Below are 26311 nucleotides of genomic sequence, written 5' to 3' on the forward strand. Positions count from 1 at the left end.
CCGGCTTTTTGCGTTTCCGGGTTCGGGCAGCCGCCCCGCCCCACCTACCACCACGAGGTTCCTCATGAGCATGAAGCAGCAGCTCACCGAAGACATGAAGGCCGCCATGAAGGCGGGCGAGAAGCACAAGCTGGGCGTGATCCGCCTGATCAATGCCGCCATCAAGCAGCGCGAAGTGGACGAGCGCATCGAGCTGGACGACACCGCCGTGATCGCCGTGCTCGACAAGATGGTCAAGCAGCGCAAGGACTCGGTCAGCCAGTACGAAGCCGCCAACCGCGAAGACCTCGCCGAGATCGAGCGCGCCGAGATCGTGGTCATCGAAGCCTACCTGCCGGCCAAGATGGGCGAAGCCGAGATCGTGGCCGCCATCCAGGCCGCCATCGCCGAGACCGGCGCCTCCGGCCCGGCCGACATGGGCAAGCTGATGGGCGCCCTGAAGCCCAAGCTCGCTGGCCAGGCCGACATGGGCCTGGTGTCCAAGCTGGTCAAGCAGCAGCTGGCGTAATCCGGCAACGGGGTCGGATCCCTTTCGCAACGCGAAAGGGCTCTGACCCCATTGATGTACCCGTTTCACCGCACCTTCGTCGGTCGCCTGCTACAACCGCACCCATGGTTGAACCCGAGCCCAACGTTCCCGTGTCCCTGCACAAGTACCTCAAGCGCCTGCAGGACAGCTTTCCGATGGCGGTGGCCAAGCGCTTCATCGACGTCGACGTGCTGACCCAGGCAGCCTCCGTCTCGTTCTACGCCCTGCTGTCGATGGCACCGCTGCTGGTGCTGCTGCTGTGGTTGACCGCTTCGCTGTACCCGCCGGCACAGCAGGCGCTGGTCGACCAGATCAGCTCGGTGGCCGGCAGCAGTGCTGCGATCGTGGCCGAGACCGTCCTGAAGAACGCCGACAACCAGCCCGACGTCGGCTCGTTGGCAGGGCTGTGGAGCACGCTGCTGCTGTTCGTAGGCGCCACCGCCGTGTTCGCGCAGCTGCAGAACGCACTGAACCTCATCTTCCGCACCAGCGGCGAGCGCCTGGAGGGCCTCAAGGCCTGGCTGCGCAAGCGCGTGTTCTCGTTCGGCGTGGTGCTGGCCCTGGGCTTCCTGCTGATCCTGTCGATGACTGCCACCACGGTACTGCAGGTGGCCTTCGCGCAACTGCCCTCGATCCTCCCCGCGCTGGGTTACGTCACCAGCCTGCTGCTGTACGCGGTGGGGTTCGCTTTCATGTACCACTACCTGCCCGACCGCCGCGTGGCTTGGCGCCAGGCCTTCATCGGCGGTGCCATCACCTCGGCGTTGTTCGCACTGGGCCGCTACGGCATCGGCGTCTACATCGCCACCGTGGCCCCCGGCAGTGCCTACGGCTCGATGGGTGCGCTGGTGATCTCGCTGGTCTGGATCTACTACGCCACCGTCGTGTTCTTCGTTGGCGCCCTGATGACGGCGGTGATCGATGAGCGCCTGCGCGCGCGCCATCACCTGGCCGCAGCCGGCATCGATCCGGCAACCGCCAGCCAGGTGCCCGACAGGGGGTAAACTAGGCCGACCGCCCCCGGTTCCGTCGCGTGGTCCTGCACCGCGCCCTGCCCTGTTGCCCATGGCCCGTATCCCCGACGCTTTCATCGACGACCTGCTCGCCCGCACCGACATCGTCGAGGTGGTGGGCAGCCGCGTGCCGTTGAAGCGCCAGGGCAAGGAATACGCCGCACGCTGCCCGTTCCATGACGAGCGCTCGGCGTCGTTCACGGTCTCGCCCACCAAGCAGTTCTATCACTGCTTCGGCTGCGGCGCGCACGGCACCGCGATCAGCTTCCTGATGAACTACGACCGCCTCGAGTTCCTCGACGCGGTGGATGAGCTGGCCAAGCGTGCCGGCATGGAAGTACCGCGCAACGAAAACCCGCGCAGCCCCCAGCAGCAGGACGACAGCCGCGAGCTGTACTCGGCGCTGGACGCCGCCACCAAGTTCTTCCAGAAGAATCTGGAAGGCAGCGAGAAGGCACGCGCGTATCTGGAAAGCCGTGGCGTGGACGAAGCGAACCGCGCGCGCTTCCAGATCGGCTACGCACCGGATGGCTACAGCGGCCTGCGCGATGCGCTGGGCAAGGACGAGCGCCGCATGAAGCTGCTCGACCGCGCCGGCCTGTTCTCCAAGAACGATCGCGGCCACGTCTACGACAAGTTCCGCGACCGGGTGATGTTCCCGATCTTCGACCGTCGTGGCCGGGTGATCGCCTTCGGCGGGCGCGTGTTCGAGAAGGACGACGGCCCCAAGTACCTCAACTCGCCCGAAACCGCGCTCTTCCACAAGGGCCGCGAACTGTACGGCCTGTGGCAGGTGCGCCAGGCCAACCAGAAGATCGAGCGGTTGATCGTGGTCGAGGGCTACATGGACGTGGTCTCGCTGTTCCAGTTCGGGGTCACCCAGGCGGTGGCCACGCTGGGTACGGCGACCACGCCGGACCACGCCGAGCTGCTGTTCCGCAACGCACCGGACGTGTTCTTCTGCTTCGACGGCGACGCCGCCGGCCGCCGCGCCGGCTGGAAGGCCCTGGAGTCGGTGCTGCCGCGCATGAAGGATGGCCGCCAGGCCTTCTTCCTGTTCCTGCCCGATGGCGAGGATCCGGACACCATCGTGCGCAAGGAAGGCGCCGAGGCCTTCAACGAGCGCCTGAAGCAGGCCACGCCGCTGTCGCAGTTCTTCTTCGATGAACTGACCCGCGAGATCAACCTGGGCACGCTGGACGGCAAGGCGCGCCTGGCCGAACGCGCAAAGCCGATGCTGGCGCAGATTCCCGACGGTGCCTTCGGCGACCTGATGAAGCAGCAGCTGGCGCAGCTGACCGGCCTGGGCGGCACTGCCCAGGCCACGCGCGCGCCGATGCCGCAACGCCAGCCACAGCGGGCGATCCAGCCGGTGGCCAAGCGCAGCCTGGTGCGCGGCGCGATCGCCGTGCTGCTGCAGCAGCCGTCGCTGGCGCTGACCCTGGGCGGAAAGCATCACTTCCAGGGCCTGCGACTGCCGGGCGTGGAGCTGCTGCTGGAACTGCTGGGGCTGGTCGAACAGCGCCCGGACATCAGCACCGGCGCCCTGCTGGAACACTTCGACGGCCGCGAGGAACAGGCGTCGCTGCATACGCTGGCCGCTCAGACGCTGCCCGGCACCGAGGCCAGCTGGACCCAGGAACTGCACGACGCGGTGGCCCAGTTGGAGAAACAGCTGCTGGTGCAACGCCTGGAGGAGTTGTTGGCAAAGCAGCGCCAGCAGGGCCTGGATGATACTGACAAATACGAACTGCGCGAGCTGCTGAAGGCCCGCGCCGGGCTGCGCCTGTAGCGGCAGAATGTTTTCACGGAGAGGACCATGCTGCTGCGCCTGACCTGCCTGCTGTTGTTGTCGCTCTGCCTGCCACTGGCGGCCCTGGCCGCAGATGGCCCGCTCAGGGAAGTCCGGCCGGGCCTGTATGCCGGCGGCCAGCCCTCCGCCGCACAACTGGGCGAACTTGCCGCGCAGGGCGTGCGCACCGTGATCGACCTGCGCCAGCCCGGCGAGGACCGGGGGTTCGACGAAACGCGCGTTGCCGAATCATTGGGCCTGCGCTACGTGCGCATTCCGGTGGCCGGTGCCGACGGGCTCGATGCCGCCAACGTGCGCGCAGTGCACCAGGCCCTGCGGCAGAGCCAGGGGCCGGTGCTGCTGCACTGTGCGTCCGGCAACCGCGCCGGCGCCGTGCTCGGCCTGGTCAATGCACGTTACGAACACGCCAGCCCGGAACAGGCCCTGCAGCTCGGCCAGCGTGCCGGCCTGAAGTCGCTGGAAGCCGCCACCCGCCAGCGCCTGGCCACGCCATCCATTTCGCCCTGACTCCTCCGCACCAAGGACTCTGCCCACCATGACCCGCTGGTGGTCGCGCCTGCGACCGGACAACTTCACCCTCGCCCTGCTGTGCACCGTCGGCCTGGCCTCTCTGCTGCCGATGAAGGGCGCCGCCGCCATCGTCCTCGACGATGTCACCACCGTCGCCATCGCTGCACTGTTCTTCCTGCATGGCGCGCGCCTGCCGCGCGAGTCGATCATCGGCGGCCTGCTGCACTGGCGGCTGCACCTGACCATCCTGGCCTGCACCTTCCTCCTGTTCCCGCTGCTGGGGCTGATGTTCAAGCCACTGTCGGGCTGGCTGCTGACTCCGGAGCTGTACCTGGGCGTGCTGTTCCTGTGCACCCTGCCCTCCACCGTGCAGTCGTCCATCGCGTTCACCTCGATGGCGCATGGCAACGTGCCCGCAGCGGTGTGCAGTGCTTCGTTGTCGAGCATCCTCGGCGTATTCCTGACCCCGCTGCTGCTGACCGCGCTGGCCGGCACCTCCGGCGGCGTGCACGACCCGCTGCACGCGATCGGCGGCATCATGCTGCAGCTGCTGGTGCCGTTCGTGGCCGGCCACCTGCTGCGGCCGTGGATTGCCGGCTGGGTGGAAAAGCAGCGCGCGCTGCTGCGTTACACCGACCAGGGCACGATCCTGCTGGTGGTGTATTCGGCGTTCGGCGAGGCGGTGACCGAAGGACTGTGGAGCAAGACGCCGCTGCTCTCGTTGCTGGCCGTGGCGGTCGTGGCCGCCGTGCTGCTCGGCATCGCCATGCCGCTGATCACCTTCATCGCCCGCCGCCTGCGCTTCAACCGCGAGGACGAGATCGCCATCGTGTTCTGCGGCTCGAAGAAGAGCCTGGCCACCGGCGTGCCGATTGCCAAGGTGCTGTTCGCCGGCGGCAGCCTCGGCGCCATCGTGCTGCCGGTGATGATCTACCACCAGATCCAGCTCATCGTCTGCGGCGTGATCGCGCAGCGGTACGCGAAGCGCGCGCCCTGACCCGACGGGAGGACATCCACGCATGGCGTGGATCTACTGAACGCGCGGGCCGCTGCGGGAAATCATCCACGCATGGTGCGGATCTACTGTAGAGCCGAGCCCATGCTCGGCTGATGGTTGAACGGCGCCGGTAGATCCACGCCATGCGTGGATGCATCAGGCCCTTACAACCAGGGCAGGATCCAGTGGTCCACCAGCAGGAACGCGAACAGCGCCATCAGGTAGACGATGGAGTAATAGAACATCTTCATCGAGAACAATTCGTCCGGCGGGTTGAGCATGCGCCAGGCGTACCAGAGGAACACGGCGTTGAGCACGATCGCGCCGCCCAGGTAGAACGCACCGCTCATGCCCACCAGGTACGGCAGCAGGCAGACCAGCGCCAGCACCACCGAATACACCATGATCTGCTTGCGGGTGTGCGCCACGCCGTGGGTCACTGGCAGCATCGGGATCTCCGCCTTCGCGTAGTCCTCGCGGCGGAAGATCGCCAGCGCCCAGAAGTGCGGCGGGGTCCAGATGAAGATGATCAGCACCAGCAGCGACGAATACGCCCAGTCCGACGAACCCTGCATGCCGGTCACCGCGGCCCAGCCCAGCATCGGTGGCATCGCGCCGGCCAGGCCACCGATGACGATGTTCTGCGAGGTCGCACGCTTGAGGTACACGGTGTAGATCACCGCGTAGCCGATCAGCGAGGCGAAGGTCAGCACGGCGGTGATCAGGTTCACCCACAGCACCAGGATGGTCATCGACAGCACGATCAGCACGCCGGCAAACACCAGCACCTGCCATGGCTTGACCTTGCCCACCACCAGCGGACGCCACGAGGTGCGCGCCATCTGCGCATCGATGTGCGCGTCCAGCAGCTGGTTGATGGCGGCTGCGGCCGAGGCCGCCAGCCAGATGCCGAGGAAACCGAGCAGGCCGGCGCGCACCTGCTCCCAGCTGGGCACGCCCGGGATTGCCAGGACCATGCCGACCAGGGCGGTGAAGACGATCAGGGCAACGACCTTGGGCTTGGTCAGGTCCCAGTACTGGCGGTAATTGGAAAACATGGAGTCAGTCCGGGGCGCGCAGGCGGGCCAGCAGGCTGACCAGCACGAACAACAGGGCAACGGCCACGCCGTTGTGGGCCACCGCCACTTCCAGTGGCAGCGCCAGCTTCACATTGAGGATGCCGAGGGTGACCTGCAACACCAGCAGCGCGATCAGCGCGCTGGCCCAGCCGCGCATGCTCGGCAACCGGAACAGGCGCACGCCCAGCCACAGCAGGTAGATGGCCACCACCGCCGCGAACAGGCGGTGCGCCATCTGGATGGCGATACGCGAGGCGCCATCCAGCACGCCGCCTTCGTAGTCCACGCCGATGCCACGCCACAGGGTGAAGCCTTCGACGAAGTTGTGCTGCGGCCACCACTGGTTGGCACAGCGCGGGAAGTTGTCCAGCGATGCACTGCCGCCGCCGCAGGCCAGCGCCGCGTAGTTGGCACTGACCCAGCCGCCGAGTGCGATCTGGGTGACCAGCACCGCCAGGCCGATGCGCAGCAGCCACTTCAGCTTCGGTGCCTCGGCCAGAGTGATCGGCATGTGCGTCGCACGCCAGGCCATCCAGGCCAGCAGCGCGAACATCAGCATGCCGCCCAGCAGATGGCCCATCACCACGATGGGCTTGAGCAGCAGGGTCACCGTCCACATGCCCAGCAGGGCCTGGAAGATCACCACCGCCAGGGTCAGCAGTGCAGCGCGTGCCAGGTCGATGTTGCTCCAGCGCAGCGCGGCGATCAGCAGGATCGCCTCGCCGACCAGAGCCAAGGTACTGGCGGTGCCATGCCAGCCCATCATGTACAGCGGTATGCCGGCGGCCACCAGCACGCAGGCGGTCACCACCGCCGTGCTTCCGAATCGCCGCTTGCGCGTGGCCAGCAGCGCCAGGGTCAGGATCTCGATGCCCAGTGCGCCGGCCAGGAACCGGTGCACCTGTTCACGCCAGGCCTTGTGGGTCTCCAGCGGGCGGATCTCCGCCGCCGGGTGGCCGATGGTCTCTTCCACGTGCTGCGGCCAGGTGGCCTGGCCATAGCAGGTCGGCCAGTCCGGGCAGCTCAGGCCGGCATCGGACAGGCGCACGAAGGCGCCGAACATGATCGTGCTCGCCGTCATGATCATGGCGAACCACGCCAGGCGGTGGAAATTGCGGTGCAGCGCCGGACGCGCGGAAAGGCTCATCAAACGGGACTCACTTCAGTTTCAGCAACGTGGCCATGTCCTTGCGCAGGCCGCCCAGATCACTACCGGGGGCATGGCGCATGATCACGAAGCCGTTCGGATCGATCACGTAGACCGGCGGTCCAGCCGGATCATCGACGCCGGGCAGCGCCGCGCGCAGGGCTGGCGACGGAGCCAGCGGCCGCAGCGCGGGCAGCGAGGCGATCGACGCCGGTGGCGTTCCCAGCCACAGGATCTCGACATTATCGGCGTTATGGCCGAACAGCTGCCACACCTTGCCCAGTCCCTGCGACAAAGTGACGCACGGCGCGTCGCAGGCGCCGGACGGTGCCACCAGCAGGCGCCAGGTACGGGCTTCGGGGTTCCACGGGTAGGGCTGGCCGTTGGCCAGGGTTGGTGCCTGCTGGCGCAGGTCCACGGGCGGCTTCAGCAGTTGGCCGGCATTGCGGTGCCCGGTGGGCTGCCAGCCAGAGAAGCGCAGCACGGCGGCCAGCGCCATCGCCCCGAAGAACACGGCAAACAGCAGCACCAGGGTCCGGCGGCCGGAGCCGCGCGCCTGCGGGGACGTAGCAGTGTTCATGCGGGGCATTTTCTCATGGTTGGGTGAGGGATGCGGGTGTGACGCTGCGGTAGTGCCGGCCGCTGGCCGGCATCCAGGAATGCGGGGGTTGCCGGCCAGCGGGCGGCACTACCGGGCAGCACGGCGCCTGCGCCACTCCAGTACCAGCGCGACCACCAGCACGGTCAGGGCCAGGCCGAACCACTGCACGGCGTAGCCCAGGTGGCGTTGCGGCGGCAGCGTGTTCGGCAGCAGGTCCAGGTCGCGTTCTTCGCCGAAGGGCAGCGCCGGGTCCAGCCGCAGGACGCGATCGGGCAATGCCGGCAGGCCAAGCGCCGCCGCCAGGCCCTCGGCGGGCAAGCGGCTGGCCAGCCAACGCCCGGCCTCATCGGTAGCGGAGAACGCCGGGCCCAAGGCCAGTCCCGCCGACGGTGGCGGCGCGAGCAGCCCGCGCACGGCCACCGGCGAAGGCGGCGACGGCACCTCCGGAAGCGTGCGATCCGGCGGCAGCGCGCGCCAGCCCAGATCGACCAGCAGCACGCTGCCCTCGTCACTGCGGAACGGGCGATAGATCTTCACGCCGGCGCGGCCATGCCGGATCTGGTTGTCCAGCAGCACCACGCCGGGCAGGAAGCGGCCATGGTCGGCCACGCCATGCAACGCGCCCGGTGCGGCCAGCGCCTGGGCCAGCGACAGCGTCTGAGCCACGGCTGGACCCTGTGCATCCAACATTGCCTGTTTGGCATGCATGCGCTGCAGCTGCCACAGCCCCAATGCGGTGAATCCGGCCATCGCCAGCACGGCCAGCAGCCATCCGAACACGCGCGTGTGCTGGCGCATCATGACAAGTCCGCGCAAACGCGGTCAGATAGGCACATCCACCCTGCCCTCGAGCCGCGCATGAGTGATTCGCTGAAGACCCTGCTGGTAATCGCGTTTCTGATCGTCATCGTCTGGAATCTGGGCGCCGGCCTGTACTACCTGCTGGTCGACCGCGGCCAGACCAAGCGCACGGTCAACGCGCTGACACGCCGCATCGGGGTGTCGGTCGCGTTGATCCTGCTGGTGATCGTGAGCATCTACATGGGCTGGATCAAGCCGCACGGCGTCGGCGGCTGAGGCCACCGATGCGTGCGCGGTCAAAGCACGTAGACGAACAGGAACAGCATCAGCCACACCACGTCGACGAAGTGCCAGTACCACGCGGCGGCTTCGAAACCGAAATGGTTGTCGCGGGTGAAGTGTCCCTTGGCCGAACGCAGCCACATCACGATCAGCATGATCGTGCCCAGCAGCACGTGCGCGCCGTGGAAGCCGGTCAGCATGAAAAAGGTTGAACCGTAGATGCCCGAGCCGAGCGTCAGGTTCAGTTCCTTGTAGGCGTGGATGTACTCCTCCGCCTGCAGGGTCAGGAAGCCCAGGCCAAGCACCACGGTCAGGCCCAGCCAGATCAGCAGCTGGCGGCGGTTGCCGGCCTTCAGCGCGTGGTGGGCGATGGTCAAGGTCACGCCGGAGGTCAGCAGGATCAGCGTATTGATCAGCGGCAGGCCCCAGGCCGGGATGGTCTGGAACGCGCCACCGATCGCCGCCGGCCCGTTGGTCGGCCAGCCGGCGGAATAACCCTGCCAGAGCAGCTCGTTGGTCATCACCCCGCGGCCTTCGCCGCTCAGCCACGACAGGCCCAGGTTGCGGGTGTAGAACAGCGCGCCAAAGAAGGCGCCGAAGAACATCACTTCGGAGAAGATGAACCAGATCATCCCCATCCGGAACGAGCCATCGACCTGGTGGTTGTAGTTGCCCGCCTGCGATTCGCGCACCACGTCGCTGAACCACCAGAACAACGTCAGCACCAGCATCGCGATACCGATGTAGAACGTCCAGCGCCCCCAGCTGGCATCGTTGAGCCAGCTGGCTACGCCCACCATGGTCACCATCATCGCGATGGACCCCACGAAGGGCCATTTGCTCTGGGCCGGGACGAAGTACACGTTGGCGTCGGTCGGTGTCTGGGCCATGTCGGTATCCGGGTCAGGGTGCGGCGTGCGCGCCGTTCGAGGTGGCGGCCGGGGCCAGCCGATCGGACAGCGCGTCGTTGCGGTAGAAGGTGTAGGACAAGGTGATCGTCTTGATCTCCGGCGGCAGGTCCGGATCGACGATGAAACGCACCGGCATGTCGCGCTTCTCGCCGGCCTGCAGCGTCTGCGCGGTGAAACAGAAACATTCGGTCTTGCTGAAGAAGCCCGAGGCACGCGCCGGCGCCACCGAAGGCACCGCACTGCCGACCACCGCCTGCTGGCTGTCGTTGCGGGCGAAGTACAGCGCTTCGTTGAGTTCGCCCGGCACCACATCCATGGTCAGCTGTTCGGGATGGAACGACCACGGCAGGCGCGAATTGACGCCGCCATCGAATTCCACGCGCACGGTGCGCTTGCCGGCCGCCGCGCCTGCACTGGCTTCGCCACCGGGGCCGCGTTCCAGGCGCACACCGAACACCTTCTCGCAGGCAATGCGGTACAGCGGCACCAGCGAGAAGGTCAGCAGGAACACCGCCACCGCCACACCGATCAGGCGCGGCAGCCCCGCACTGCGAGACGGTGTGCTGGCTGGCGCCTCGCTCATCGGCCGATCACCCCGCTGAGGATGAAGCCGACGTAGACCAGCACCGCGATGGCGCCGACCCACATCGCCGTGCGCCTGGCGCGCTGGCGCTGCTGTTCGATGCCGTTTTCCGGGGCGTCGCCCGGGCTGTTGTAGAGCCGAGCCATGCTCGGCTGCTCCACGTCAGCCGAGCATGGCTCGGCTCTACAGGTCTGCAGTGGGCTCTCGTTATGCATGCCCCACCTCAATGCGTGATGTCGTCATGCGCCAGATCCCCCGGGCGGATGGTCGGCGGCGTGGTGAAGGTATGCGCCGGTGCCGGCGACGGCAGCGTCCACTCCAGCCCGCGTGCACCTTCCCAGCTGCGTGCTTCGGCCTTCTCACCGTTGCGCAGCGACGACAGCAGGATCGCGGCCATCATGAACGGGGTGACGAACATGCCGAACGCACCGATCGAGCTGATCAGGTTCCAGTCGGCAAACGCCACGCTGTAGTCGGGAATGCGCCGCGGCATGCCGGCCAGGCCGAGGAAATGCTGCGGGAAGAACAACAGGTTGACGAATACGATCGACCACCAGAAGTGCACCTTGGCCCACTTCTCGCTGTACATCCGCCCGGTCCACTTCGGCCACCAGTAGTACACCGCGGCGATCAGCGCGAACACCGCACCGGTCACCAGCACGTAGTGGAAGTGGGCGACCACGAAGTAGGTGTCGTGGTACTGGAAGTCGGCGGCGACGATCGCCAGCATCAGGCCGGAGAAGCCACCGATGGTGAACAGGATGACGAAGGCCACCGACCACAGCATCGGTGCCTCGAACGTCAGCGAGCCACGCCACATGGTGCTGACCCAGTTGAACACCTTCACGCCGGTCGGGATCGAGATCAGCATGGTGGCGAACATGAAGTAGATCTCGCCGCCCAGCGGCATGCCCACGGTGAACATGTGGTGGGCCCAGACGATGAACGACAGGAACGCGATCGCGGCGGTGGCGTACACCATCGCCTGGTAGCCGAACAGCGGCTTGCGGCTGAAGGTCGGGATGATCTCGCTGACCACGCCGAAGGCGGGCAGGATCATGATGTAGACCTCGGGGTGCCCGAAGAACCAGAAGATGTGCTGGTACATCACCGGGTCACCGCCACCGGCGGCGTTGAAGAAGCTGGTGCCGAAGAACTTGTCGGTCAGCAGCATGGTCACCGCACCGGCCAGCACCGGCATCACCGCGATCAGCAGGAAGGCGGTGATCAGCCAGGCCCAGCAGAAGATCGGCATCTTCAGCAGGTCGATGCCCGGCGCGCGCATGTTCAGCACAGTGGCGATGATGTTGATCGCACCCATGATCGAACTGATGCCGGCCACGTGGATGGCGAACACGCTGAAGGCCACGTTGTAGCCGCCCTGCAGCGACAGCGGCGGATACAGCGTCCAGCCACCCGCCGGCGCACCACCGGGTAGGAACAGGGTCAGCAGCAGCAGGCTGAAAGCCACCGGCAGCAACCAGAACGACCAGTTGTTCATGCGCGGCAGCGCCATGTCCGGCGCGCCGATCTGCAGCGGGATCATCCAGTTGGCCAGGCCGACGAAGGCCGGCATCACGCCACCGAAGATCATCACCAGCGCATGCACGGTGGTCATCTGGTTGAAGAACTCGGGCTTGACGAACTGCAGGCCCGGCTGCGCCAGCTCGGCGCGGATCACCACGCTCATCGCCGCGCCGACGATGAACATGATGAAGCTGAAACCGAGGTACAGCGTGCCGATGTCCTTGTGGTTGGTCGAGAAGAACCAACGCTCGAAGAAGCTCTGGTGGTGATGGTGATCGTCGTGCCCAACTGCCGAGTGCGCCATTGCAAAACACCTCTCAGAATCGGTTGTCACCACGGCCGCGAGCGGCCGCGGGCTTTACATCACGCTCCGCTGGCCGCGCTGGCAGGCGCGCTGCCCGCTTCGGCAGCAGCAGGCGCAGCCGGTGCCTCGCCCGCCGGTGCAGCCGGTTCGGCAGGTGCCGCAGGCGTGGCGGGCTCGGCGGGCGGCGCCGGCTTGCGCTGCGCCAGCCACTTCCTGAAGTCCTCCTTGGACACCGCCTCGACCACGATCGGCATGAAGCCGTGGTCCTTGCCGCACAGCTCGGCGCACTGGCCGCGATACACCCCGGGCTGCTCGATGCTGGTCCAGGCTTCATTGATGAAACCGGGGATCGCGTCCTGCTTCCAGCCCAGCGCCGGCACCCACCAGGCGTGGATCACATCATCGGAAGTGATGACGAAGCGGACCTTGGTATCGACCGGCAACACCAGCCGGTTGTCGACGTCCAGCAGGTAGTGCGGATGACTTTCGCGGGTCGGCACGATGCCACTTTGCCGCACGCGGTCGGATTCCCGGTCCAGGCGACTGGTGAAGGTGACGTTCTCCCCGAGGTATTCGTACTTCCACATCCACTGGTAGCCGGTGACCTTGACCGTCATCTCAGCATCGCGGGTGTCGTACATCTTGATCAGGTTGGCCGTGGCCGGCCACGCCATCACGATCAGGATGATCACCGGGATCACCGTCCAGATGATCTCGGCCTTGGTGTTATGGCTGAAGGTGGCGGCGACCGCGCCCTTGGATTTGCGGAACTTGAAGATGGCGTAGGCCATCGCGCCGAACACGATGACGCCGATCACCGTGCAGATGATCAACGAAAGGTTGTTCGATTCCCAGGCCAGGCGCGAGGTCTGGGTCACCCCCTTGCCCATGTTCAGCTGCCACGGCTTGGGATCGGCCGCCTGGGCCCAGGCCGACGCCGGCATCAGTCCCCCGGTCGCCAGCACTGCGGCAACCGCGTTCACGCACTTCGTGCCCCACCTGCTGCTTTGCTTCATTGCCTAGACCCTTAGCGTCGTCGGTTGCCGCCATCGCTGGCGGCGAGCAAGCTTTCAAGTGTCTCTGCGAGCGTCTGACGTTCGGCCGGCGCGAGGAAACTCCCCACCTCCACCTGCCGGCCGCTGGATGCCAGCCGGACCCTCTCATCGTCGGTGAGCAGGCGCACCCAATGCGGGTGGGCCCGGAACACCGGCGATCCACCGGGTACGGGAATGACCTCCACGTACGCCGGCACTACCCGGATCTCCTCCTGCCGTTCACCGCTGCGCCACAAGGCACGCAGCGCCGCCGCCAGCACCAGGCTGTACAGCAGCGCGAACAGGGGGGCGAATGCATTGCCGGCCCACCACCCGAGGGCGGACACCAGCCACATCGCACCCGACAACACGGTAAACAACAGGACGAACTGCCGGGCATCGAGCGCCCGTGGGGGACGCAGCCGCAGCTGCGTACCTGACCCATCCGGAGCTGGAAGCACCTCGATCATGTCGCAACCGCGTTCCTGCCGCGGGAAACGTCTCGATGTTAGCCCCGCCCTCTCGCCAGTAGCAAGGGTGCATTCACACTTTTTCCGATGCTGCAACACAGCATGCGGTCGGCGGCACGGATGACGAATTCAGCACAAATATCGCCGGGTTTGCTGAACACGCCGAATCCACCACCGTTAGTGGCTATCAGCCCTTCATGAAGGTGTCTGCGTGGCGCTTCCGAAGGCCGCAAAAATGATTAAAATCGCCAAGTTTTCCACTGGCCGGACCGGCATGAACGCACCTTCCTCCTCCCCTGCCGCCCACGACGCCCCGCGTCCGGGCGCGCTGCTGTCGCCGGAACTGCCGGCGCCCCCCAACCCGTTCCGCCAGGCCATCACCGATGCCTGGTTGAAGGACGAGGCCAGCCACGTCCGCGAGCTGCTGGCGCAGGCGCGCCTGCCCGCCGAGGAACAGGCCAGGGTGCAGGCGCTGGCCGCCGACCTGGTCGGCCGCGTGCGCGTGCGTGCCAAGGACCAGGGCGCGATCGAAGCCTTCATGCGCCAGTACGACCTGGGCAGCGAGGAAGGCGTGCTGCTGATGTGCGTGGCCGAAGCGCTGCTGCGTATTCCGGACCAGGACACCGCCGACAAGCTGATCCGCGACAAGCTGGCCGATGCCGACTGGGAAAAGCACCTGGGCGGCAGCGACTCGGTGCTGGTCAATGCCTCCACCTGGGGCCTGATGCTGACCGGCAAGCTGGTGCAGATGAACGACGCCACGCGCGCCGATGCGCCCAGCGCATTCAAGCGCCTGGTCGGCCGCGTCGGTGAGCCGGTGGTGCGCCTGGCCGTGCGCCAGGCGATGAAGATCATGGGCCACCAGTTCGTCATGGGCCGCACCATCAGCGAAGCGCTGGCGCGCTCGCACAAGGGCGACAACGCCAGCTACCGCTACTCGTTCGACATGCTCGGCGAAGGCGCGCTGACCATGAAGGACGCGCTGCGCTACCTGGAAGACTACCGTCGTGCGATCCACGCCATCGGCGGCGATCACAAGGCCCGCGGTGGCCGTCCGGACGGCGACGTCAACAACGCGCCGGGCATCTCGATCAAGCTGTCGGCGCTGTACCCGCGCTACGAGCACGCCAAGCGCGAGCGCGTGCTGAAGGACCTGGTGCCGGGCGTGCTGGAACTGGCACAGCTGGCCAAGAGCTACGGCATCGGCTGCACCGTCGACGCCGAGGAGTCCGACCGCCTGGAACTGTCGCTGGACATCATCGAGCAGGTGTTCTCCGACGCCTCGCTGGCTGGCTGGGATGGCTTCGGCGTGGTCGTGCAGGCCTACCAGAAGCGCACGCCGTACACGATCGACCACCTGGCCGACATGGCACGCCGTGCCGGTCGCCGCCTGCAGGTGCGCCTGGTCAAGGGCGCCTACTGGGATGCCGAGATCAAGCGCGCGCAGATCGAAGGCTACCCGGGCTACCCGGTGTTCACCCGCAAGCAGAACACCGATGTGTCCTACCTGGCCTGCGCCAAGCGGCTGTTCACCCATGCGGACGCGATCTACCCGATGTTCGCCACGCACAACGCGCACACCATCGCGGCCGTGCGCAGCATCGCCAACGGCGGCGTGTACGAGCACCAGAAGCTGCACGGCATGGGCGACGACCTGTACGCCGAAGTGGTGCCGGCCGACCGCTTGAACCTGCCCTGCCGCGTGTACGCCCCGGTCGGTTCGCACGAAGACCTGCTGCCGTACCTGGTGCGCCGCCTGCTGGAAAACGGTGCCAACTCCAGCTTCGTCAACCGCATCACCGACGAGCGCGTGCCGATCGCCGACCTGATCCGCGATCCGGTCGAGATGGTCGCCTCGTTCGAATCGATTCCGCATCCCAAGATCCCGCTGCCGGTTGACCTGCTGCGCAGCCAGAACCACGACAGGAAGAACTCCATGGGCGCCAACCTCGCCAACGACAACGAACTGCGCGCCCTGGCCGAGCAGCTCAACGCCGCCGTGAAGCCGTGGCAGGCCTCGCCGCTGGTACCGGGTGCCAACCCGGCCGGCGCCGCGCTGCCGGTGACCAACCCGGCCGACACCCGCGAAGTAGTCGGCCAGTGGCTGGCCGCCGATGCCGCCACCGTGCAGAAGGCCCTGGCCAACGCCGTGGCCGGACAACCGGCCTGGAACCGCACCCCGGCCGCCAGCCGCGCCGCCATCCTCGAACACGCCGCTGACCAGCTGGAAGCGCGCATGCCGGAGTTCATGGCGCTGTGCGTGAAGGAAGCCGGCAAGAGCCTGCCCGACAGCATCGCCGAAGTGCGCGAAGCCGTGGATTTCCTGCGCTACTACGCCAAGCAGGCGCGCGAGCAGTTCAGCCACGCCGAGAAGCTGCCCAGCCCGACCGGTGAATCCAACGAGCTGCAGCTGCACGGCCGCGGCGTGTTCGTCTGCATCAGCCCGTGGAACTTCCCGCTGGCGATCTTCCTGGGCCAGGTCGCCGCCGCACTGGCCGCCGGCAACAGCGTCATCGCCAAGCCGGCCGAGCAGACCAACCTGATCGGCTACTACGCGGTGAAGCTGCTGCACGATGCCGGCGTGCCGGCCGAGGTGGTGCAGTTCCTGCCGGGCGACGGCGCCACCGTGGGTGCAGCGCTGACCGCCGACCCGCGCGTGGCCGGCGTGGCCTTCACCGGCTCCACCGAGACCGCCCGTGCGATCAACCGTGCGATGGCCGCGCGTGACGCCGCCATCGGCGTGCTGATCGCCGAGACCGGTGGCCAGAACGCCTTCATCGCCGACTCCTCGGCACTGCCGGAACAGCTGGTCAAGGACGCGATCGGTTCGGCCTTCACCTCCGCCGGCCAGCGTTGCTCGGCCGCGCGCGTGCTGTTCGTGCAGGACGACATCGCCGACAAGGTGATGACCATGCTGGCCGGTGCGATGAAGGAACTGAAGGTCGGCAACCCGGGCCTGCTGTCTACCGACGTCGGCCCGGTGATCGACGCCGACGCGCTGAAGATCCTGCAGGAACACGCCGAACGCATGGACCGCGAAGCGCGCCTGATCGCCGCCGCCCAGCTGTCCGCCGAAACCGCCAACGGCACCTTCTTCGCACCGCGCGCGTATGAACTGAAGGACCTGGGCCAGCTGCACAAGGAAGTCTTCGGTCCGGTCCTGCACGTGATCCGCTGGAAGGGCGACCAGCTCGACGCGGTGATCGACCAGATCAACGCCACTGGCTACGGCCTGACCCTGGGCGTGCATTCGCGCATCGACGAAACCGTTGACCGCATCAGCAACGGCGTCCACGTCGGCAATGTGTACGTCAACCGCAACCAGATCGGTGCAGTGGTCGGCGTGCAGCCGTTCGGTGGCCAGGGCCTGTCCGGCACCGGCCCGAAGGCCGGCGGCCCGCACTACCTGCTGCGCTTTGCCACCGAAAAGACGGTGACGGTGAACACCACCGCCGCCGGCGGCAACGCCTCGCTGCTGACCCTGGGCGACTGATCGCCCGGTTGATGCGGCAAACGAGAAACCCCGCGAAAGCGGGGTTTTTTGTACTTTGCCTGTAGAGCCGAGCCCACGCTCGGCTTTCCTGGCGCAGCCGAGCGTGGGCTCGGCTCTACAGGAATTCAGGTGCCGTCGTGGCCTCGGCCCGCATCAGATTGCGCCAGTGCCGGAGGGCGACCAGTGCATTGACCCAGAAACCGATGTACAGGATCGAGGTCAGGTGCAGGCCACGGCTGTAGTACAGCGGCACTGCAACGGTGTTTACCAGCAGCCAGACCCACCACGACTCCAGCTTGCGCCGCATCATCAGGATCTGCGCGATGACGCTCAGCACCAGTACCGCCGAATCGATGTACGGCGCATAGGCATTGGTCAGTCGGGTCAGCATCCAGCCGTAGCCGAAGGTGGCCACTACCGCCAGCGGCGCCAGCCAGGCCCAGGCACGCGGCCGCAATGAAGTAATCGGCAACGGCGCTCCATGATCGCCGCGCAGCCACTGCCACCAGCCCAGCACGCTGATGGCGATGAAGAAGAACTGCAGCACCATGTCCGCGTACAGGTGCGAGCGTTCGAACACGGCAGCAAACAATGCACAGCCGACGATGCCCAGCCACCAGGTGTGCACGTTGTTGCGGCCGGCCAACAGGATCGAGCCGGCGACGGCGATGTTGGCGGCCAGCTCCAGCTGGAAGCTCGGGTCGGACAGGTTCATCGCACCATTGTCGCGTAGATCCGCGCCCTGCGTCGTCGGACCAGTAGATCCATGCCATGCGTGGATACCCTCCGCAAAAAGAAAGCCCCGCTTGCGCGGGGCTCTCCTCGTACTGCTTCAGGCAATCGCCCGAATCAGAACTTGTACTGCATCGACGCCGCCAGCACGTCGCCGCTCACCTTGTACTTGCCGGTCACGGTGTTGGCAGTGGCCGAGGTCGAGGTGATGTTCGGATCCTTGGTGAACAGGTGGGTGTAACCCACGCTGTATTCCATCTTGTCCGAAGCGGCGTAGGTCAGGCCCAGCGACAGCCACTTGCGGGTGGTGTCCGGCACGCGCACGTCACGGTGGGCGTCGGTGGTCGGGGTCTGGTCGTAGGCCAGGCCGCCACGCAGGGTCAGCTTGTCGTTCACGCGGAAATCGGTACCGATCGACGCGAAGGTGGTGTCGCGGTAGTGGAACGGCAGCACGCTGTCCGGCTGGTTGGAGTCATAGTCGACGGTGACCTGGTCGAACTTGCTCCACGCCGTGCGCGTCACCTCGGCCATGATCTGCCACTGGTCGTTCACGCGGTGGGTGAAGCCCACGGTGGCGCTGGCCGGCAGGGTGATGGTGGCGCGGCCGTTGCTGTCGATGAAGGTACCCGGGGCGGCAGTGGCCAGGAAGGCGGCAGCGTTCTGCGGGATGGTGAAGTCGGCCTTGCCGTCGGTGATCTTGTGCTCGACCTTCGAGCGGTAGCTGAAGGCGATGTTGGTGCCTTCCACCGGGGTGACCGTCATGCCCAGGGTGTAGCCGACCGACACTTCGTCGCCCTTGATGCGCAGGTAGCCATCGGCGGTGCCCGGCGAGAAGCCGAGCTGGGCGGCCTGGCGTGCAGCGGCCTGCGACGCCGCCGCAGCCTGGGCTGCGGTGCCGCCTGCAGCCAGCACACGCGCCGCAGCGGTGCGCTGGGCGGTGGCGTTGATCGCGGTGCCGGTATCGACAGCGCTGGTCAGGTCGACGTTCAGGCGCTCGGCGAACACCGAAGCACCGAACGACAGGTACGGGTTGACGTCGTAGGAGAACGCCACGCCCAGGTCGATGGCCTGCAGCTCGGTCTTGACGCCGTTGTAGCGGCCGACCCAGTCGCGGTCGTATTCGGTCTTGAAGCCGAACGGCACGGTCAGCGAAGCACCGAAGTGCATGTTGTCGTTCTCGCCGAACGGCACGTGGAAGTACGCGGCCGGAACCGGGGCGATCATGCCGGCGTCGCCGCCGTTGCCACCGGAAATCGGCGCGCCGTTGCCGTACTGGCCCTGGCCGCGGAACTTGGCGCCGAAGCTGATGGCGCTGACGTCGCCCTGGACCAGGGTGCCGTCGAGCAGGCGCATGGAGGCCGGGTTGGTGGCGATGACCGAGGCGTCACCTTCGGTCGAGGTGGAGCCGGCGAACGCGCGGCCCAGGCCCTTGGCGCTGTTTTCCTTAAGCTGGAAGGCGGCAGCATTGGCATCGGCGGCGGCCAGCGCACCGGCAACGCCGACGGCCAGCAGGGTCAGTCGGGCAATGGTGGAAGCGGTTTGCATCGTAGTTCTCTCTCCGGTAAGCGGTGATGGTGCTCTGAGTGCGCCTGCGCCCGCCGGGTCCTGGGACCCATCGGAGCGCGCCGGATTCCCCTCCCGACATACGACGCCGTATGCGAGTATTACCCAGAGCTGTTAATGAAACAATAACAGCGCAGGCGGTTTTTTCGTCTCAAAAGCTGAACAGGACCGTCCCCACTGAAAGTGGCCGCACGCTAGGCTATTGGCATGTTCGTCTCGCTCCCGTCCCGCAAGAAGGCGGCCCTGCGCTGGGCCACGCCCGTGCTGTTCGCGTCATTGTGGCTGGCGTTCCTGTGGTCGATCTCGCGTCCGGACGATGCCCGCGGCAGCCTCTGGCTGGACTGGGGCGCCCTGTCCACCGGCCTGACCCGCCCGCTGGACTGGTGGGCGACGCTGCAGGACGGCAGCGTGCTGCGCCTGTTCACCGCCCTGTTCCTGCACGCGGACTGGTCGCACCTGCTGGGCAACCTGGTGTTCCTGTTGATCTTCGGCCTGCCCGCCGAGCGGGTGCTGGGGCCGTGGCGGCTGCTGCTGCTGTTCCTGGTCGGCGGCGCAGTGTCGAACCTGGTCGCGATCTACACCATGGGCAGCCCGGACCAGATCATCATCGGCGCCAGCGGCGCGGTGTCAGCGCTGATCGGCGCCTATCTGGCCCTGTTCCCGGGCGCCCGGCTGGGCGTGGTGATCCCGCTCGGCCTGTTCCTGGAGTTCGTGCGCGCCCCGGCGTACCTGCTGATCGGCGTCTGGGCGGCACTGCAGGTGGTGTTCGCCCACATCGGCCCCAGCTTCGGCATGGTGGCCTGGTGGGCGCACATCGGCGGCTTCGTGTTCGGCGTGGTGTACGGGGTCTACGTGCGGGCGGCCATCGCCCGCCGCCTGCGCAAGCGCCACGGCTTCTGACGCCGGGTAGTGCCGGCCGCTGGCCGGCATTTGTTTTCTTCTTCCGCCCTTGAGCCGACGCCGGGCATGGCCCGGCGCTACCTCACGGCTTCGCCGGGGCCGGTGCGGGCTTTGCTTCCGGCTTTGCTTCCGGCTTTGCTTCCGGCTTTGCTTCCGGCTTAGGTTCGACCTTCGCTTCCGGCTTTGCTTCCGGCTTAGGTTCGACCTTCGCTTCCGGCTTTGCTTCCGGCTTAGGTTCGACCTTCGCTTCCGGCTTCGCCGCAGCGGCCTTCGCGGTCTTGGCGGCATCCGCCTTCTCGGCCTCGGCCTTCAACCGTGCAGCCACCGAACCGGGGTTCTTCAGCTCGGCCAGCGCGTCGTTGATCGGGCCGTCGCCCGGCAGCACCGCACCGGCGTGGTAGCCCTCGGTGCCTTCGTCGTCGCCGCGCAGATGGCCTGGCAGGGTGGCTTCGCTGTAATCGCTCAGGCTGGCCGGCAGGGCATCCTCCGCCGACGTAGCGGCGGGCTTCAACTCAACATCCGGCACGATGCCGGTGGCCTGGATCGACTTGCCGCTGGGCGTGTAATAGCGCGCGGTGGTCAGCTTCACCGAATCACCGTTGTCCAGCGGCAACACGGTCTGCACCGAGCCCTTGCCAAAGGTGCGGCTGCCAACCACTCGGGCGCGCTTATTGTCGCGCAGCGCGCCGGCGAGCACTTCCGAGGCACTGGCCGAACCGGCATCGGCCAGTACCACCACCGGTGCGCCCTTCAGCAGGTCGCCCGGGGTCGCGTCGAACCGGGCATCGCTGATGCTGATGCGGCCACGAGTGCTGACAATGTTGCCCTTGTCGAGCAGATCGTCGGCGACCTGCACGGCGGCCGTCAGCAGGCCACCCGGGTTGCTGCGCAGATCCAGCACCAGGCCCTTGAGCTGGCCACCGGACTGCTTCTGCAGCTGCTGCACATGCTTCTGGAAGTCCGAGCCGGTATCGGCCTGGAAGGTGCTCAGGCGGATATAGCCATAGCCCGGCTCGAGCAGGCGGCTGCGCACGCTGGTCACGCGGATGGTCTGGCGGGTCAGGCTGACATCGAACGGCTTCGGCTTGCCATCACGCACGATGGTCAGCACCACCTTGCTGCCGGCCGGGCCACGCAGCGGTTCGCTGGCATCGATCGCGCTGATCGGCTTGCCGTCGATGGCGATGATCAAATCGCCGGCAAGGATGCCGGCCTTGGCTGCCGGCGTGTCGTCGATCGGCGCGATCACCTTCATGCTGGCATTGTCCGGCTGCTGCTGCAGCTCCACGCCGATGCCCTCGTAGGCACCGTTGGCCTGCTCGTCGAAGGCCTGCGCGTCTTCCTTGTTGAAGTAGGTGCTGTGCGGATCAAGGTCGAGCAGCAGGCCACGCACGGCTGACTGCATCAGCTTCTTGTCATCGACCGGGTCGACATAGGCGGCGCGCACCGCGTTGTACACGGCCACGAAACGGCGGATTTCCTCCAGCGGCACCTTCGAGGTCACCGCCTCCTCGCTGTTCGCTGCCTGCCCGCTGGTTTCCGGGCTGGGGGCGGGCGCGGTCTGCTGCGCCCAGGACAGCGCTGGCAACAGGGCCAGCAAGAGGGTGGCGGTACGGGCTGCGCGCATGGATCACTCCTGTCGACGGTGGCATGGTGCCCAAGGCACATGCACCGATTATGCGCGAAGCACAGCTAAATTCCCGTTGAATCCGGCCCGCATCCGGCGGGCCAGGATTCAGCGCCGCTGCAGCCAGCTGTCCGGGTTGACCGGTTGCCCGCCACGGCGCAGCTCGAAGTACAGCGCGGTGACGCCCTGGCCGCCGGAATTGCCGACCTTGGCCACCGCATCGCCGCGGCTGACCCGCGCGCCAGCATCCTTCAGCAGGGTGTCGTTATGCGCGTAAAGGCTCATGTAGCCGTTGCCGTGGTCGACGATCAGGATCATGCCGTAGCCGGTCATCCAGTCGGAGAACACCACGGTGCCATCGGCCACGGCCGTGACCGTGCTGCCGGCTGGCGCGCCGATCAGCACACCGCTGCTGGTGCGCCCATCGGGCAGCTTGCCGCCATAGCGGGCCAGCAGGTTGCCGGACAACGGCCACCCCAGGCCGCCGACCTTCGGCGCCGGTGCCGACGCCACCGCAGGTGGAACCTTGGTGGGCGGCGGTGGACGGCCCTGCGCGGCGGCCTGGCGTGCGGCGCGCTCGGCAGCGGCTTTCTCGGCGGCGGCCCGGCGTGCAGCGGCGCGCCGCTCGGCTTCGGCCCGCGCGGCAGCGGCACGCAGGTTGGCCAGCAGCGTTTCCAGTGCCTTGGCGTCCTGGCCCAGTGCCTGTTCCTTCTCACGCTGGTCCTTGAAGCGCTCTTCCAGCGAGGCAACGGTCTTTGCGCGATCACGGCGGTCCGCTTCCAGGGCGGCTGCCTGCTGTTTCTGGTCCTGCTGCGTCCCCTGCAGCTTCTGCTTGCGCTCGGCGATCTGCGCCTGAAGCGCTTCCAGCTCCTTCAGGTCGGCGGTCAGCGTGGTGATCCGCTGCGCACGCTCGCGCTGCAGGTAGCGATGGTAGGCCAGGGCGCGGTTGGCATCGGCCACCGTGTCCTGCGACAGCAGCAGCTTCAGCGGTGCGTGGTTGCCCAGCTGATATGCCGCGCGCAACAGCCCGGCCAGTTCGCGGTGCTGCTGGGCCAGGTTGCCCTGCAGCGTGCTGCGGCGCTGCTCGGCTTCGGCAAGGGCGCGGCCCTGCTCGCGCAGCGCGGCTTCCGTCTGCGCAAGGGCACGGCCGGTGCGGGCTACCTTCTCGTCGGCCTCGCGCAGTTGTTGCGATGCCTGCCCGCGCTGGCCCTCGATCTGCCGTCGCTCCTGCGCCACGCCCTTCAGTTCGGTTCGCAGTTTCTGCAGCTTGCGCTCGGTCTCGCGGGTGGTCTGCGCACCGCTGGGCAGCGGCAGGACCAGCGCCAACGCCAGCCCCAGCAGCAGGCAGCGACCGCCGCGGGCAGCGGCGATGTGATGTCGGCGTGATGGGAAGGCGTTGTCGCGCAAGGGCTTTCCAGTGACTTCAGGCAGTTGCGGGGGCTACCGGGGAATGGTGACATCTCCGCACGCGGCCTGCCAGCCGCACATCCATCGAGGTCGCCATGAAAACTCTTTCCATTCCGCTGCTGTTGGGCGTACTGCTGGCCACCGGGCCGGTCTGTGCGCAGGAGAACATCAGCAAGGTCAACGGCAGCATCAGCGCCGAACCCGGTCAACGCTACGGCAAGCTCGACACCGTCAACGGCGGCATCCGCGTCGGCGAAGGCGTCGAGACCGGCAGCATCGACACCGTCAACGGCGGGGTGAAGGTCGCCGACCGCGCGCGCACCGGCAAGATCGAAACGGTCAACGGCGGTGTGCGCCTGGGTCGTGAAGTGATCGCCAGTGGCGGCGTCAGCACCGTCAACGGCAGCATCTTCACTGATCGCGGCAGCCAGATCGAAGGCGGCGTCGAGACCGTCAACGGCGGCATCGGCCTGGTCGAGAGCCGCGTCGGCAAGGACGTGGAGACCGTCAATGGTGACATCACCGTCGGTATCGGTTCGCAGGTCAACGGCGGTGTGCATGTGCGCAAGCCGAACTTCAGTGTCTCGCTGACCGCCAGCCGCAAGCCGCGCGTGATCATCGGCCCGAATGCGGTGGTCAACGGCCCCCTGCAGTTCGAGCGCGAAGTGGTGCTGTACGTGCATCGCTCCGCTCGCATCGGCCCGGTGACCGGCGCCGAGCCAATTCCGTTCGACACCGAAACCGCCCCGGCGGACTGAACCCGCCGGACCTGCCGGTTCGGTGATACTCACTGTTACCGGTCGCGCATCAGGTGCGGCCGCCCTTTGTTCTCCAGGAATCGACGATGCCCCGCAAACTCCTCCTGTGCCTGGCCGCCGCGGCCGCGCTCAGTGCCTGCAAAGGCGAAAACACGCCCGCCGCCGCGCCGGCCACCGACACCCCTGCGGCGAAGCCGGCCGCCCATTCGTTCTCCCCGGAGATCAATGCCGGCGACTTCGCCGAGATGGTCAAGACACTGGCCTCGGATGAGTTCGAGGGCCGCGCCCCGGGCAGCAAGGGTGAAGAGCTGACGGTCAACTACATCCGCGACCAGATGCAGCGCATCGGCCTGCAGCCCGGCAACGGCGACAGCTGGTTCCAGGATGTGCCGATGACCGAGACCACGGCCGACGAATCGACCGTGCTGAAGATCACCCAGGGCGGCAAGACCACCGAGCTGAAGTTCGGCACCGACATGGTGGTGGGGACTCGTACCGGCCAGGCCGAGGTGAAGGTCGATGCCAGCGACCTGGTTTTCGTCGGCTACGGCGTCGATGCACCGGAGCAGAAGTGGAACGATTACGCCGGCCAGGACTGGAAGGGCAAGACGGTCGTCATGTTCGTCAACGACCCGGGCTTCCATGTCGACGACGAGAAGCTGTTCGACGGCAAGCGCATGACCTACTACGGGCGCTGGACCTACAAGTTCGAGGAGGCCGCGCGCAAGGGCGCCGCTGCTGCACTGATCGTGCACGACACGGCCGGCGCATCCTACGGCTGGGACGTGGTGAAGAACTCCTGGGCGGGCCCGCAATACGACCTGCCGGCCAAGGATGACCCGGAAGCCCGTATTCCAGTGCAGGGCTGGCTGAGCGCCGAGGCGGCCAAGGCCCTGTTTGCCGGTGCCGGCCTGGACCTGGCGCAGGCCTACAAGGATGCCAGCAAGCGCGGCTTCAAGCCGGTACCGCTGAAGGCCACCGCAGCGGTCGACCTGAAAAGCCAGATCGCACAGAAGCAGTCCCGCAACGTGGTCGGCGTGCTGCCGGGCAGCAAGCGTGCCGACGAGGCCGTGCTGTACATGGCGCACTGGGACCACCTGGGCAAGCATGAGGGTGAAACCGGCGACAACATCTACAACGGCGCCGTCGACAACGCGACCGGCGTGGCCGGCATTCTCGAAGTGGCCGAAGCCATGGCGCACCAGGACCCGAAGCCGGAGCGTTCGGTGGTGTTCCTGGCCGTGACCCTGGAAGAATCCGGCCTGCTGGGTTCGAAGTACTACGTCGCCCATCCGACCTTCCCGCTGGACAAGATCGCCGGTGTGATCAACATCGATGCGATGTCGGTGGCCGGCCGTGCCAAGGACGTGACCGTCACCGGCTTCGGCAGCTCGGAGCTGGAGGACATCCTCAAGCCGTTGGCCGCCGCCCAGGACCGTACGCTGCACGGTGAGACCTCGGTGCAAAGCGGCTTCTACTTCCGCTCGGATCACTTCAACTTCGCCAAGGCCGGTGTGCCGGCCCTGTACGCCGATGGCGGCGAGGACCTGCGCGAGGGTGGCGTGGAAGCGGGCCGCAAGGCCGCGGCGGACTACGGCGCCAACCGCTACCATGGCCCGAAGGACGAGTTCGACGCGGCCACCTGGAAGCTGGACGGCACCGTTGAAGACCTGCAGCTGATGTACGGCGTGGGCAAGGAACTGGCCGGTGGTGATCGTTGGCCGAACTGGTATGCAGGTAACCCGTTCAAGGCGGCCCGCGACGCGATGATGAAGGACAAGGCTTCGGCCAAGTAAAGTCGGGCCATGCTCGACTGAGCACTGTTGAGAGCAGAGCGGCGCCCCACGGGGCGCCGCTTTTCTTTTGCGTACCGTCGGCGGCAGATCCACGACTGGTGTGGATCTGCCGGTAGTGCCGGCCGCTGGCCGGCAATCGATTGGTAGCGGCCAACCTTGGTTGGCGCAATGCTTCCTCGTGGACGGCATCCACGCATGGCGTGGATCTAGCAGGCGATGTAACGCCATCGGGTTGCCGGCCAGCGGCCGGCACCACCCGCATTTCCTGCGCACAAAGAAAAACCCCGCTGCGCGAGCAGCGGGGTTTTGGGTGTAAACCCTGGCGATGACCTACTCTCGCATGGCTTGAGCCACACTACCATCGGCGCAGCTGCGTTTCACTTCCGAGTTCGGGATGGGATCGGGTGGTTCCACAGCGCTAATTTCACCAGGGA

Annotated in this window: 24 protein-coding genes and 1 rRNA gene; 10 read left to right on the forward strand and 15 right to left on the reverse strand. The window is 66.9% G+C overall.

All coding sequences use genetic code 11. From position 1 onward, the window contains the following. Positions 1-64: 64 nt before the first annotated feature. The 5 genes from AC5P8J_RS18725 (at position 65) to AC5P8J_RS18745 (ending at position 4862) form a co-directional block, all read left to right on the forward strand. Entirely contained in the window at positions 65-508 is a 444-nt protein-coding gene (locus AC5P8J_RS18725) for a GatB/YqeY domain-containing protein (RefSeq protein ID WP_005415013.1), read from the forward strand. A 104-nt stretch (positions 509-612) separates the two neighbouring features. Beyond that, positions 613-1533, forward strand: coding sequence for a YihY/virulence factor BrkB family protein (locus AC5P8J_RS18730; protein ID WP_164144983.1), 921 nt, complete (start codon positions 613-615; stop codon positions 1531-1533). Positions 1534-1594: 61 nt separating this feature from the next. Then, positions 1595-3334 (forward strand): DNA primase, encoded by a 1740-nt coding sequence (gene dnaG / locus AC5P8J_RS18735; protein ID WP_494533847.1) that lies wholly within the window; start codon positions 1595-1597, stop codon positions 3332-3334. Positions 3335-3361: 27 nt separating this feature from the next. Beyond that, on the forward strand, positions 3362-3862 hold the full coding sequence (locus tag AC5P8J_RS18740; protein WP_483017512.1) for a protein tyrosine phosphatase family protein: 501 nt from the start codon (positions 3362-3364) through the stop codon (positions 3860-3862). Positions 3863-3890: 28 nt separating this feature from the next. Continuing rightward, on the forward strand, positions 3891-4862 hold the full coding sequence (locus AC5P8J_RS18745) for a bile acid:sodium symporter family protein (protein ID WP_483017513.1): 972 nt from the start codon (positions 3891-3893) through the stop codon (positions 4860-4862). Between the two features lie 164 nt (positions 4863-5026). On the opposite strand, the gene cyoE is transcribed toward AC5P8J_RS18745, so the two are convergent. From cyoE to AC5P8J_RS18765, 4 genes are all read right to left on the reverse strand, one after another. Beyond that, entirely contained in the window at positions 5027-5920 is an 894-nt protein-coding gene (gene cyoE, locus AC5P8J_RS18750; RefSeq protein ID WP_111127774.1) for a heme o synthase, read from the reverse strand. Positions 5921-5924: 4 nt separating this feature from the next. Next, entirely contained in the window at positions 5925-7088 is a 1164-nt protein-coding gene (locus tag AC5P8J_RS18755; RefSeq protein ID WP_227854387.1) for a COX15/CtaA family protein, read from the reverse strand. A 10-nt stretch (positions 7089-7098) separates the two neighbouring features. Next, the gene (locus AC5P8J_RS18760; protein WP_134735030.1) at positions 7099-7668 is read right to left on the reverse strand and encodes a redox-active disulfide-containing membrane protein; all 570 of its coding nucleotides are present in this window, start codon (positions 7666-7668) and stop codon (positions 7099-7101) included. Positions 7669-7776: 108 nt separating this feature from the next. After that, positions 7777-8490, reverse strand: coding sequence for an SURF1 family protein (locus AC5P8J_RS18765; RefSeq protein ID WP_171953313.1), 714 nt, complete (start codon positions 8488-8490; stop codon positions 7777-7779). A 57-nt stretch (positions 8491-8547) separates the two neighbouring features. Here AC5P8J_RS18765 and AC5P8J_RS18770 point away from each other — a divergent pair, with 57 nt between their 5' ends. Beyond that, positions 8548-8766, forward strand: a complete 219-nt coding sequence (locus AC5P8J_RS18770; RefSeq protein ID WP_021202930.1) for a twin transmembrane helix small protein — start codon at positions 8548-8550, stop codon at positions 8764-8766. A gap of 20 nt (positions 8767-8786) precedes the next feature. Here the strand turns inward: AC5P8J_RS18770 and AC5P8J_RS18775 are convergent, their stop codons facing one another. The 6 genes from AC5P8J_RS18775 to AC5P8J_RS18800 are packed head-to-tail and all read right to left on the reverse strand — an operon-like array spanning position 8787 to position 13601. Then, on the reverse strand, positions 8787-9662 hold the full coding sequence (locus AC5P8J_RS18775) for a cytochrome c oxidase subunit 3 (RefSeq protein ID WP_005407793.1): 876 nt from the start codon (positions 9660-9662) through the stop codon (positions 8787-8789). Between the two features lie 13 nt (positions 9663-9675). Further along, a complete protein-coding gene (locus tag AC5P8J_RS18780; RefSeq protein ID WP_134731207.1) occupies positions 9676-10266 on the reverse strand; it encodes a cytochrome c oxidase assembly protein in 591 nt (196 codons plus the stop codon). Further along, positions 10263-10481, reverse strand: coding sequence for a hypothetical protein (locus tag AC5P8J_RS18785; RefSeq protein ID WP_053498719.1), 219 nt, complete (start codon positions 10479-10481; stop codon positions 10263-10265). Before AC5P8J_RS18785 ends, AC5P8J_RS18780 begins: the two co-directional genes overlap by 4 nt. 8 nt (positions 10482-10489) lie before the next feature. Further along, positions 10490-12097, reverse strand: a complete 1608-nt coding sequence (gene ctaD / locus AC5P8J_RS18790) for a cytochrome c oxidase subunit I (protein WP_072169019.1) — start codon at positions 12095-12097, stop codon at positions 10490-10492. A gap of 59 nt (positions 12098-12156) precedes the next feature. Next, positions 12157-13113: a cytochrome c oxidase subunit II gene (coxB, locus tag AC5P8J_RS18795; RefSeq protein ID WP_495217035.1), complete on the reverse strand. Its 957-nt coding sequence runs from the start codon at positions 13111-13113 to the stop codon at positions 12157-12159. Between the two features lie 11 nt (positions 13114-13124). Then, the gene (locus AC5P8J_RS18800) at positions 13125-13601 is read right to left on the reverse strand and encodes a DUF2244 domain-containing protein (RefSeq protein WP_021202927.1); all 477 of its coding nucleotides are present in this window, start codon (positions 13599-13601) and stop codon (positions 13125-13127) included. 274 nt (positions 13602-13875) lie between these two features. Between AC5P8J_RS18800 and putA the strand changes: the two genes are divergently transcribed. Further along, complete coding sequence (putA, locus tag AC5P8J_RS18805; protein WP_495217036.1) at positions 13876-17094, forward strand: bifunctional proline dehydrogenase/L-glutamate gamma-semialdehyde dehydrogenase PutA; 3219 nt, start codon at positions 13876-13878, stop codon at positions 17092-17094. 115 nt (positions 17095-17209) lie between these two features. Here putA and pnuC read toward each other — a convergent pair whose 3' ends face one another. Both pnuC and AC5P8J_RS18815 read right to left on the reverse strand, forming a co-directional pair. Further along, positions 17210-17809, reverse strand: coding sequence for a nicotinamide riboside transporter PnuC (pnuC, locus tag AC5P8J_RS18810; protein ID WP_021202925.1), 600 nt, complete (start codon positions 17807-17809; stop codon positions 17210-17212). Between the two features lie 134 nt (positions 17810-17943). Next, a complete protein-coding gene (locus AC5P8J_RS18815) occupies positions 17944-19371 on the reverse strand; it encodes an outer membrane protein transport protein (protein WP_005414995.1) in 1428 nt (475 codons plus the stop codon). Between the two features lie 225 nt (positions 19372-19596). Between AC5P8J_RS18815 and AC5P8J_RS18820 the strand changes: the two genes are divergently transcribed. Continuing rightward, complete coding sequence (locus tag AC5P8J_RS18820; protein ID WP_005414994.1) at positions 19597-20289, forward strand: rhomboid family intramembrane serine protease; 693 nt, start codon at positions 19597-19599, stop codon at positions 20287-20289. An 82-nt stretch (positions 20290-20371) separates the two neighbouring features. On the opposite strand, the gene AC5P8J_RS18825 is transcribed toward AC5P8J_RS18820, so the two are convergent. Both AC5P8J_RS18825 and AC5P8J_RS18830 read right to left on the reverse strand, forming a co-directional pair. Beyond that, positions 20372-21916 (reverse strand): S41 family peptidase, encoded by a 1545-nt coding sequence (locus tag AC5P8J_RS18825; RefSeq protein WP_495217037.1) that lies wholly within the window; start codon positions 21914-21916, stop codon positions 20372-20374. Between the two features lie 108 nt (positions 21917-22024). After that, a complete protein-coding gene (locus AC5P8J_RS18830) occupies positions 22025-23323 on the reverse strand; it encodes a murein hydrolase activator EnvC family protein (protein WP_495217038.1) in 1299 nt (432 codons plus the stop codon). A 95-nt stretch (positions 23324-23418) separates the two neighbouring features. Between AC5P8J_RS18830 and AC5P8J_RS18835 the strand changes: the two genes are divergently transcribed. Next, positions 23419-24081: a DUF4097 family beta strand repeat-containing protein gene (locus tag AC5P8J_RS18835; RefSeq protein WP_005414989.1), complete on the forward strand. Its 663-nt coding sequence runs from the start codon at positions 23419-23421 to the stop codon at positions 24079-24081. Between the two features lie 86 nt (positions 24082-24167). Then, positions 24168-25877 carry a M28 family metallopeptidase gene (locus AC5P8J_RS18840; protein ID WP_495217039.1) on the forward strand — a complete coding sequence of 570 codons (1710 nt, stop codon included), beginning with the start codon at positions 24168-24170 and terminating at the stop codon, positions 25875-25877. Positions 25878-26194: 317 nt separating this feature from the next. Here AC5P8J_RS18840 and rrf read toward each other — a convergent pair. Further along, positions 26195-26309, reverse strand: a 5S ribosomal RNA gene (gene rrf / locus AC5P8J_RS18845). Between the last annotated feature and the right edge of the window lie 2 nt (positions 26310-26311).

This window comes from Stenotrophomonas sp. YJH_SMC_37, from assembly GCF_059370035.1.

What these genes read in the sequence shown, in the direction of transcription:
- putA (WP_495217036.1), top strand. Translation starts at nt 13,876, where the DNA reads ATGAACGCACCTTCCTCCTCCCCTGCCGCCCACGACGCCCCGCGTCCG.
- AC5P8J_RS18780 (WP_134731207.1), bottom strand. Translation starts at nt 10,266, where the DNA reads ATGAGCGAGGCGCCAGCCAGCACACCGTCTCGCAGTGCGGGGCTGCCG.
- dnaG (WP_494533847.1), top strand. Translation starts at nt 1,595, where the DNA reads ATGGCCCGTATCCCCGACGCTTTCATCGACGACCTGCTCGCCCGCACC.
- AC5P8J_RS18770 (WP_021202930.1), top strand. Translation starts at nt 8,548, where the DNA reads ATGAGTGATTCGCTGAAGACCCTGCTGGTAATCGCGTTTCTGATCGTC.
- AC5P8J_RS18820 (WP_005414994.1), top strand. Translation starts at nt 19,597, where the DNA reads ATGTTCGTCTCGCTCCCGTCCCGCAAGAAGGCGGCCCTGCGCTGGGCC.
- AC5P8J_RS18785 (WP_053498719.1), bottom strand. Translation starts at nt 10,481, where the DNA reads ATGCATAACGAGAGCCCACTGCAGACCTGTAGAGCCGAGCCATGCTCG.
- AC5P8J_RS18800 (WP_021202927.1), bottom strand. Translation starts at nt 13,601, where the DNA reads ATGATCGAGGTGCTTCCAGCTCCGGATGGGTCAGGTACGCAGCTGCGG.
- coxB (WP_495217035.1), bottom strand. Translation starts at nt 13,113, where the DNA reads ATGAAGCAAAGCAGCAGGTGGGGCACGAAGTGCGTGAACGCGGTTGCC.
- AC5P8J_RS18825 (WP_495217037.1), bottom strand. Translation starts at nt 21,916, where the DNA reads ATGCGCGCAGCCCGTACCGCCACCCTCTTGCTGGCCCTGTTGCCAGCG.
- AC5P8J_RS18755 (WP_227854387.1), bottom strand. Translation starts at nt 7,088, where the DNA reads ATGAGCCTTTCCGCGCGTCCGGCGCTGCACCGCAATTTCCACCGCCTG.
- AC5P8J_RS18745 (WP_483017513.1), top strand. Translation starts at nt 3,891, where the DNA reads ATGACCCGCTGGTGGTCGCGCCTGCGACCGGACAACTTCACCCTCGCC.
- AC5P8J_RS18725 (WP_005415013.1), top strand. Translation starts at nt 65, where the DNA reads ATGAGCATGAAGCAGCAGCTCACCGAAGACATGAAGGCCGCCATGAAG.
- AC5P8J_RS18730 (WP_164144983.1), top strand. Translation starts at nt 613, where the DNA reads ATGGTTGAACCCGAGCCCAACGTTCCCGTGTCCCTGCACAAGTACCTC.
- AC5P8J_RS18775 (WP_005407793.1), bottom strand. Translation starts at nt 9,662, where the DNA reads ATGGCCCAGACACCGACCGACGCCAACGTGTACTTCGTCCCGGCCCAG.
- AC5P8J_RS18740 (WP_483017512.1), top strand. Translation starts at nt 3,362, where the DNA reads ATGCTGCTGCGCCTGACCTGCCTGCTGTTGTTGTCGCTCTGCCTGCCA.
- pnuC (WP_021202925.1), bottom strand. Translation starts at nt 17,809, where the DNA reads ATGAACCTGTCCGACCCGAGCTTCCAGCTGGAGCTGGCCGCCAACATC.
- ctaD (WP_072169019.1), bottom strand. Translation starts at nt 12,097, where the DNA reads ATGGCGCACTCGGCAGTTGGGCACGACGATCACCATCACCACCAGAGC.
- AC5P8J_RS18765 (WP_171953313.1), bottom strand. Translation starts at nt 8,490, where the DNA reads ATGATGCGCCAGCACACGCGCGTGTTCGGATGGCTGCTGGCCGTGCTG.
- cyoE (WP_111127774.1), bottom strand. Translation starts at nt 5,920, where the DNA reads ATGTTTTCCAATTACCGCCAGTACTGGGACCTGACCAAGCCCAAGGTC.
- AC5P8J_RS18840 (WP_495217039.1), top strand. Translation starts at nt 24,168, where the DNA reads ATGCCCCGCAAACTCCTCCTGTGCCTGGCCGCCGCGGCCGCGCTCAGT.
- AC5P8J_RS18815 (WP_005414995.1), bottom strand. Translation starts at nt 19,371, where the DNA reads ATGCAAACCGCTTCCACCATTGCCCGACTGACCCTGCTGGCCGTCGGC.
- AC5P8J_RS18760 (WP_134735030.1), bottom strand. Translation starts at nt 7,668, where the DNA reads ATGAACACTGCTACGTCCCCGCAGGCGCGCGGCTCCGGCCGCCGGACC.
- AC5P8J_RS18835 (WP_005414989.1), top strand. Translation starts at nt 23,419, where the DNA reads ATGAAAACTCTTTCCATTCCGCTGCTGTTGGGCGTACTGCTGGCCACC.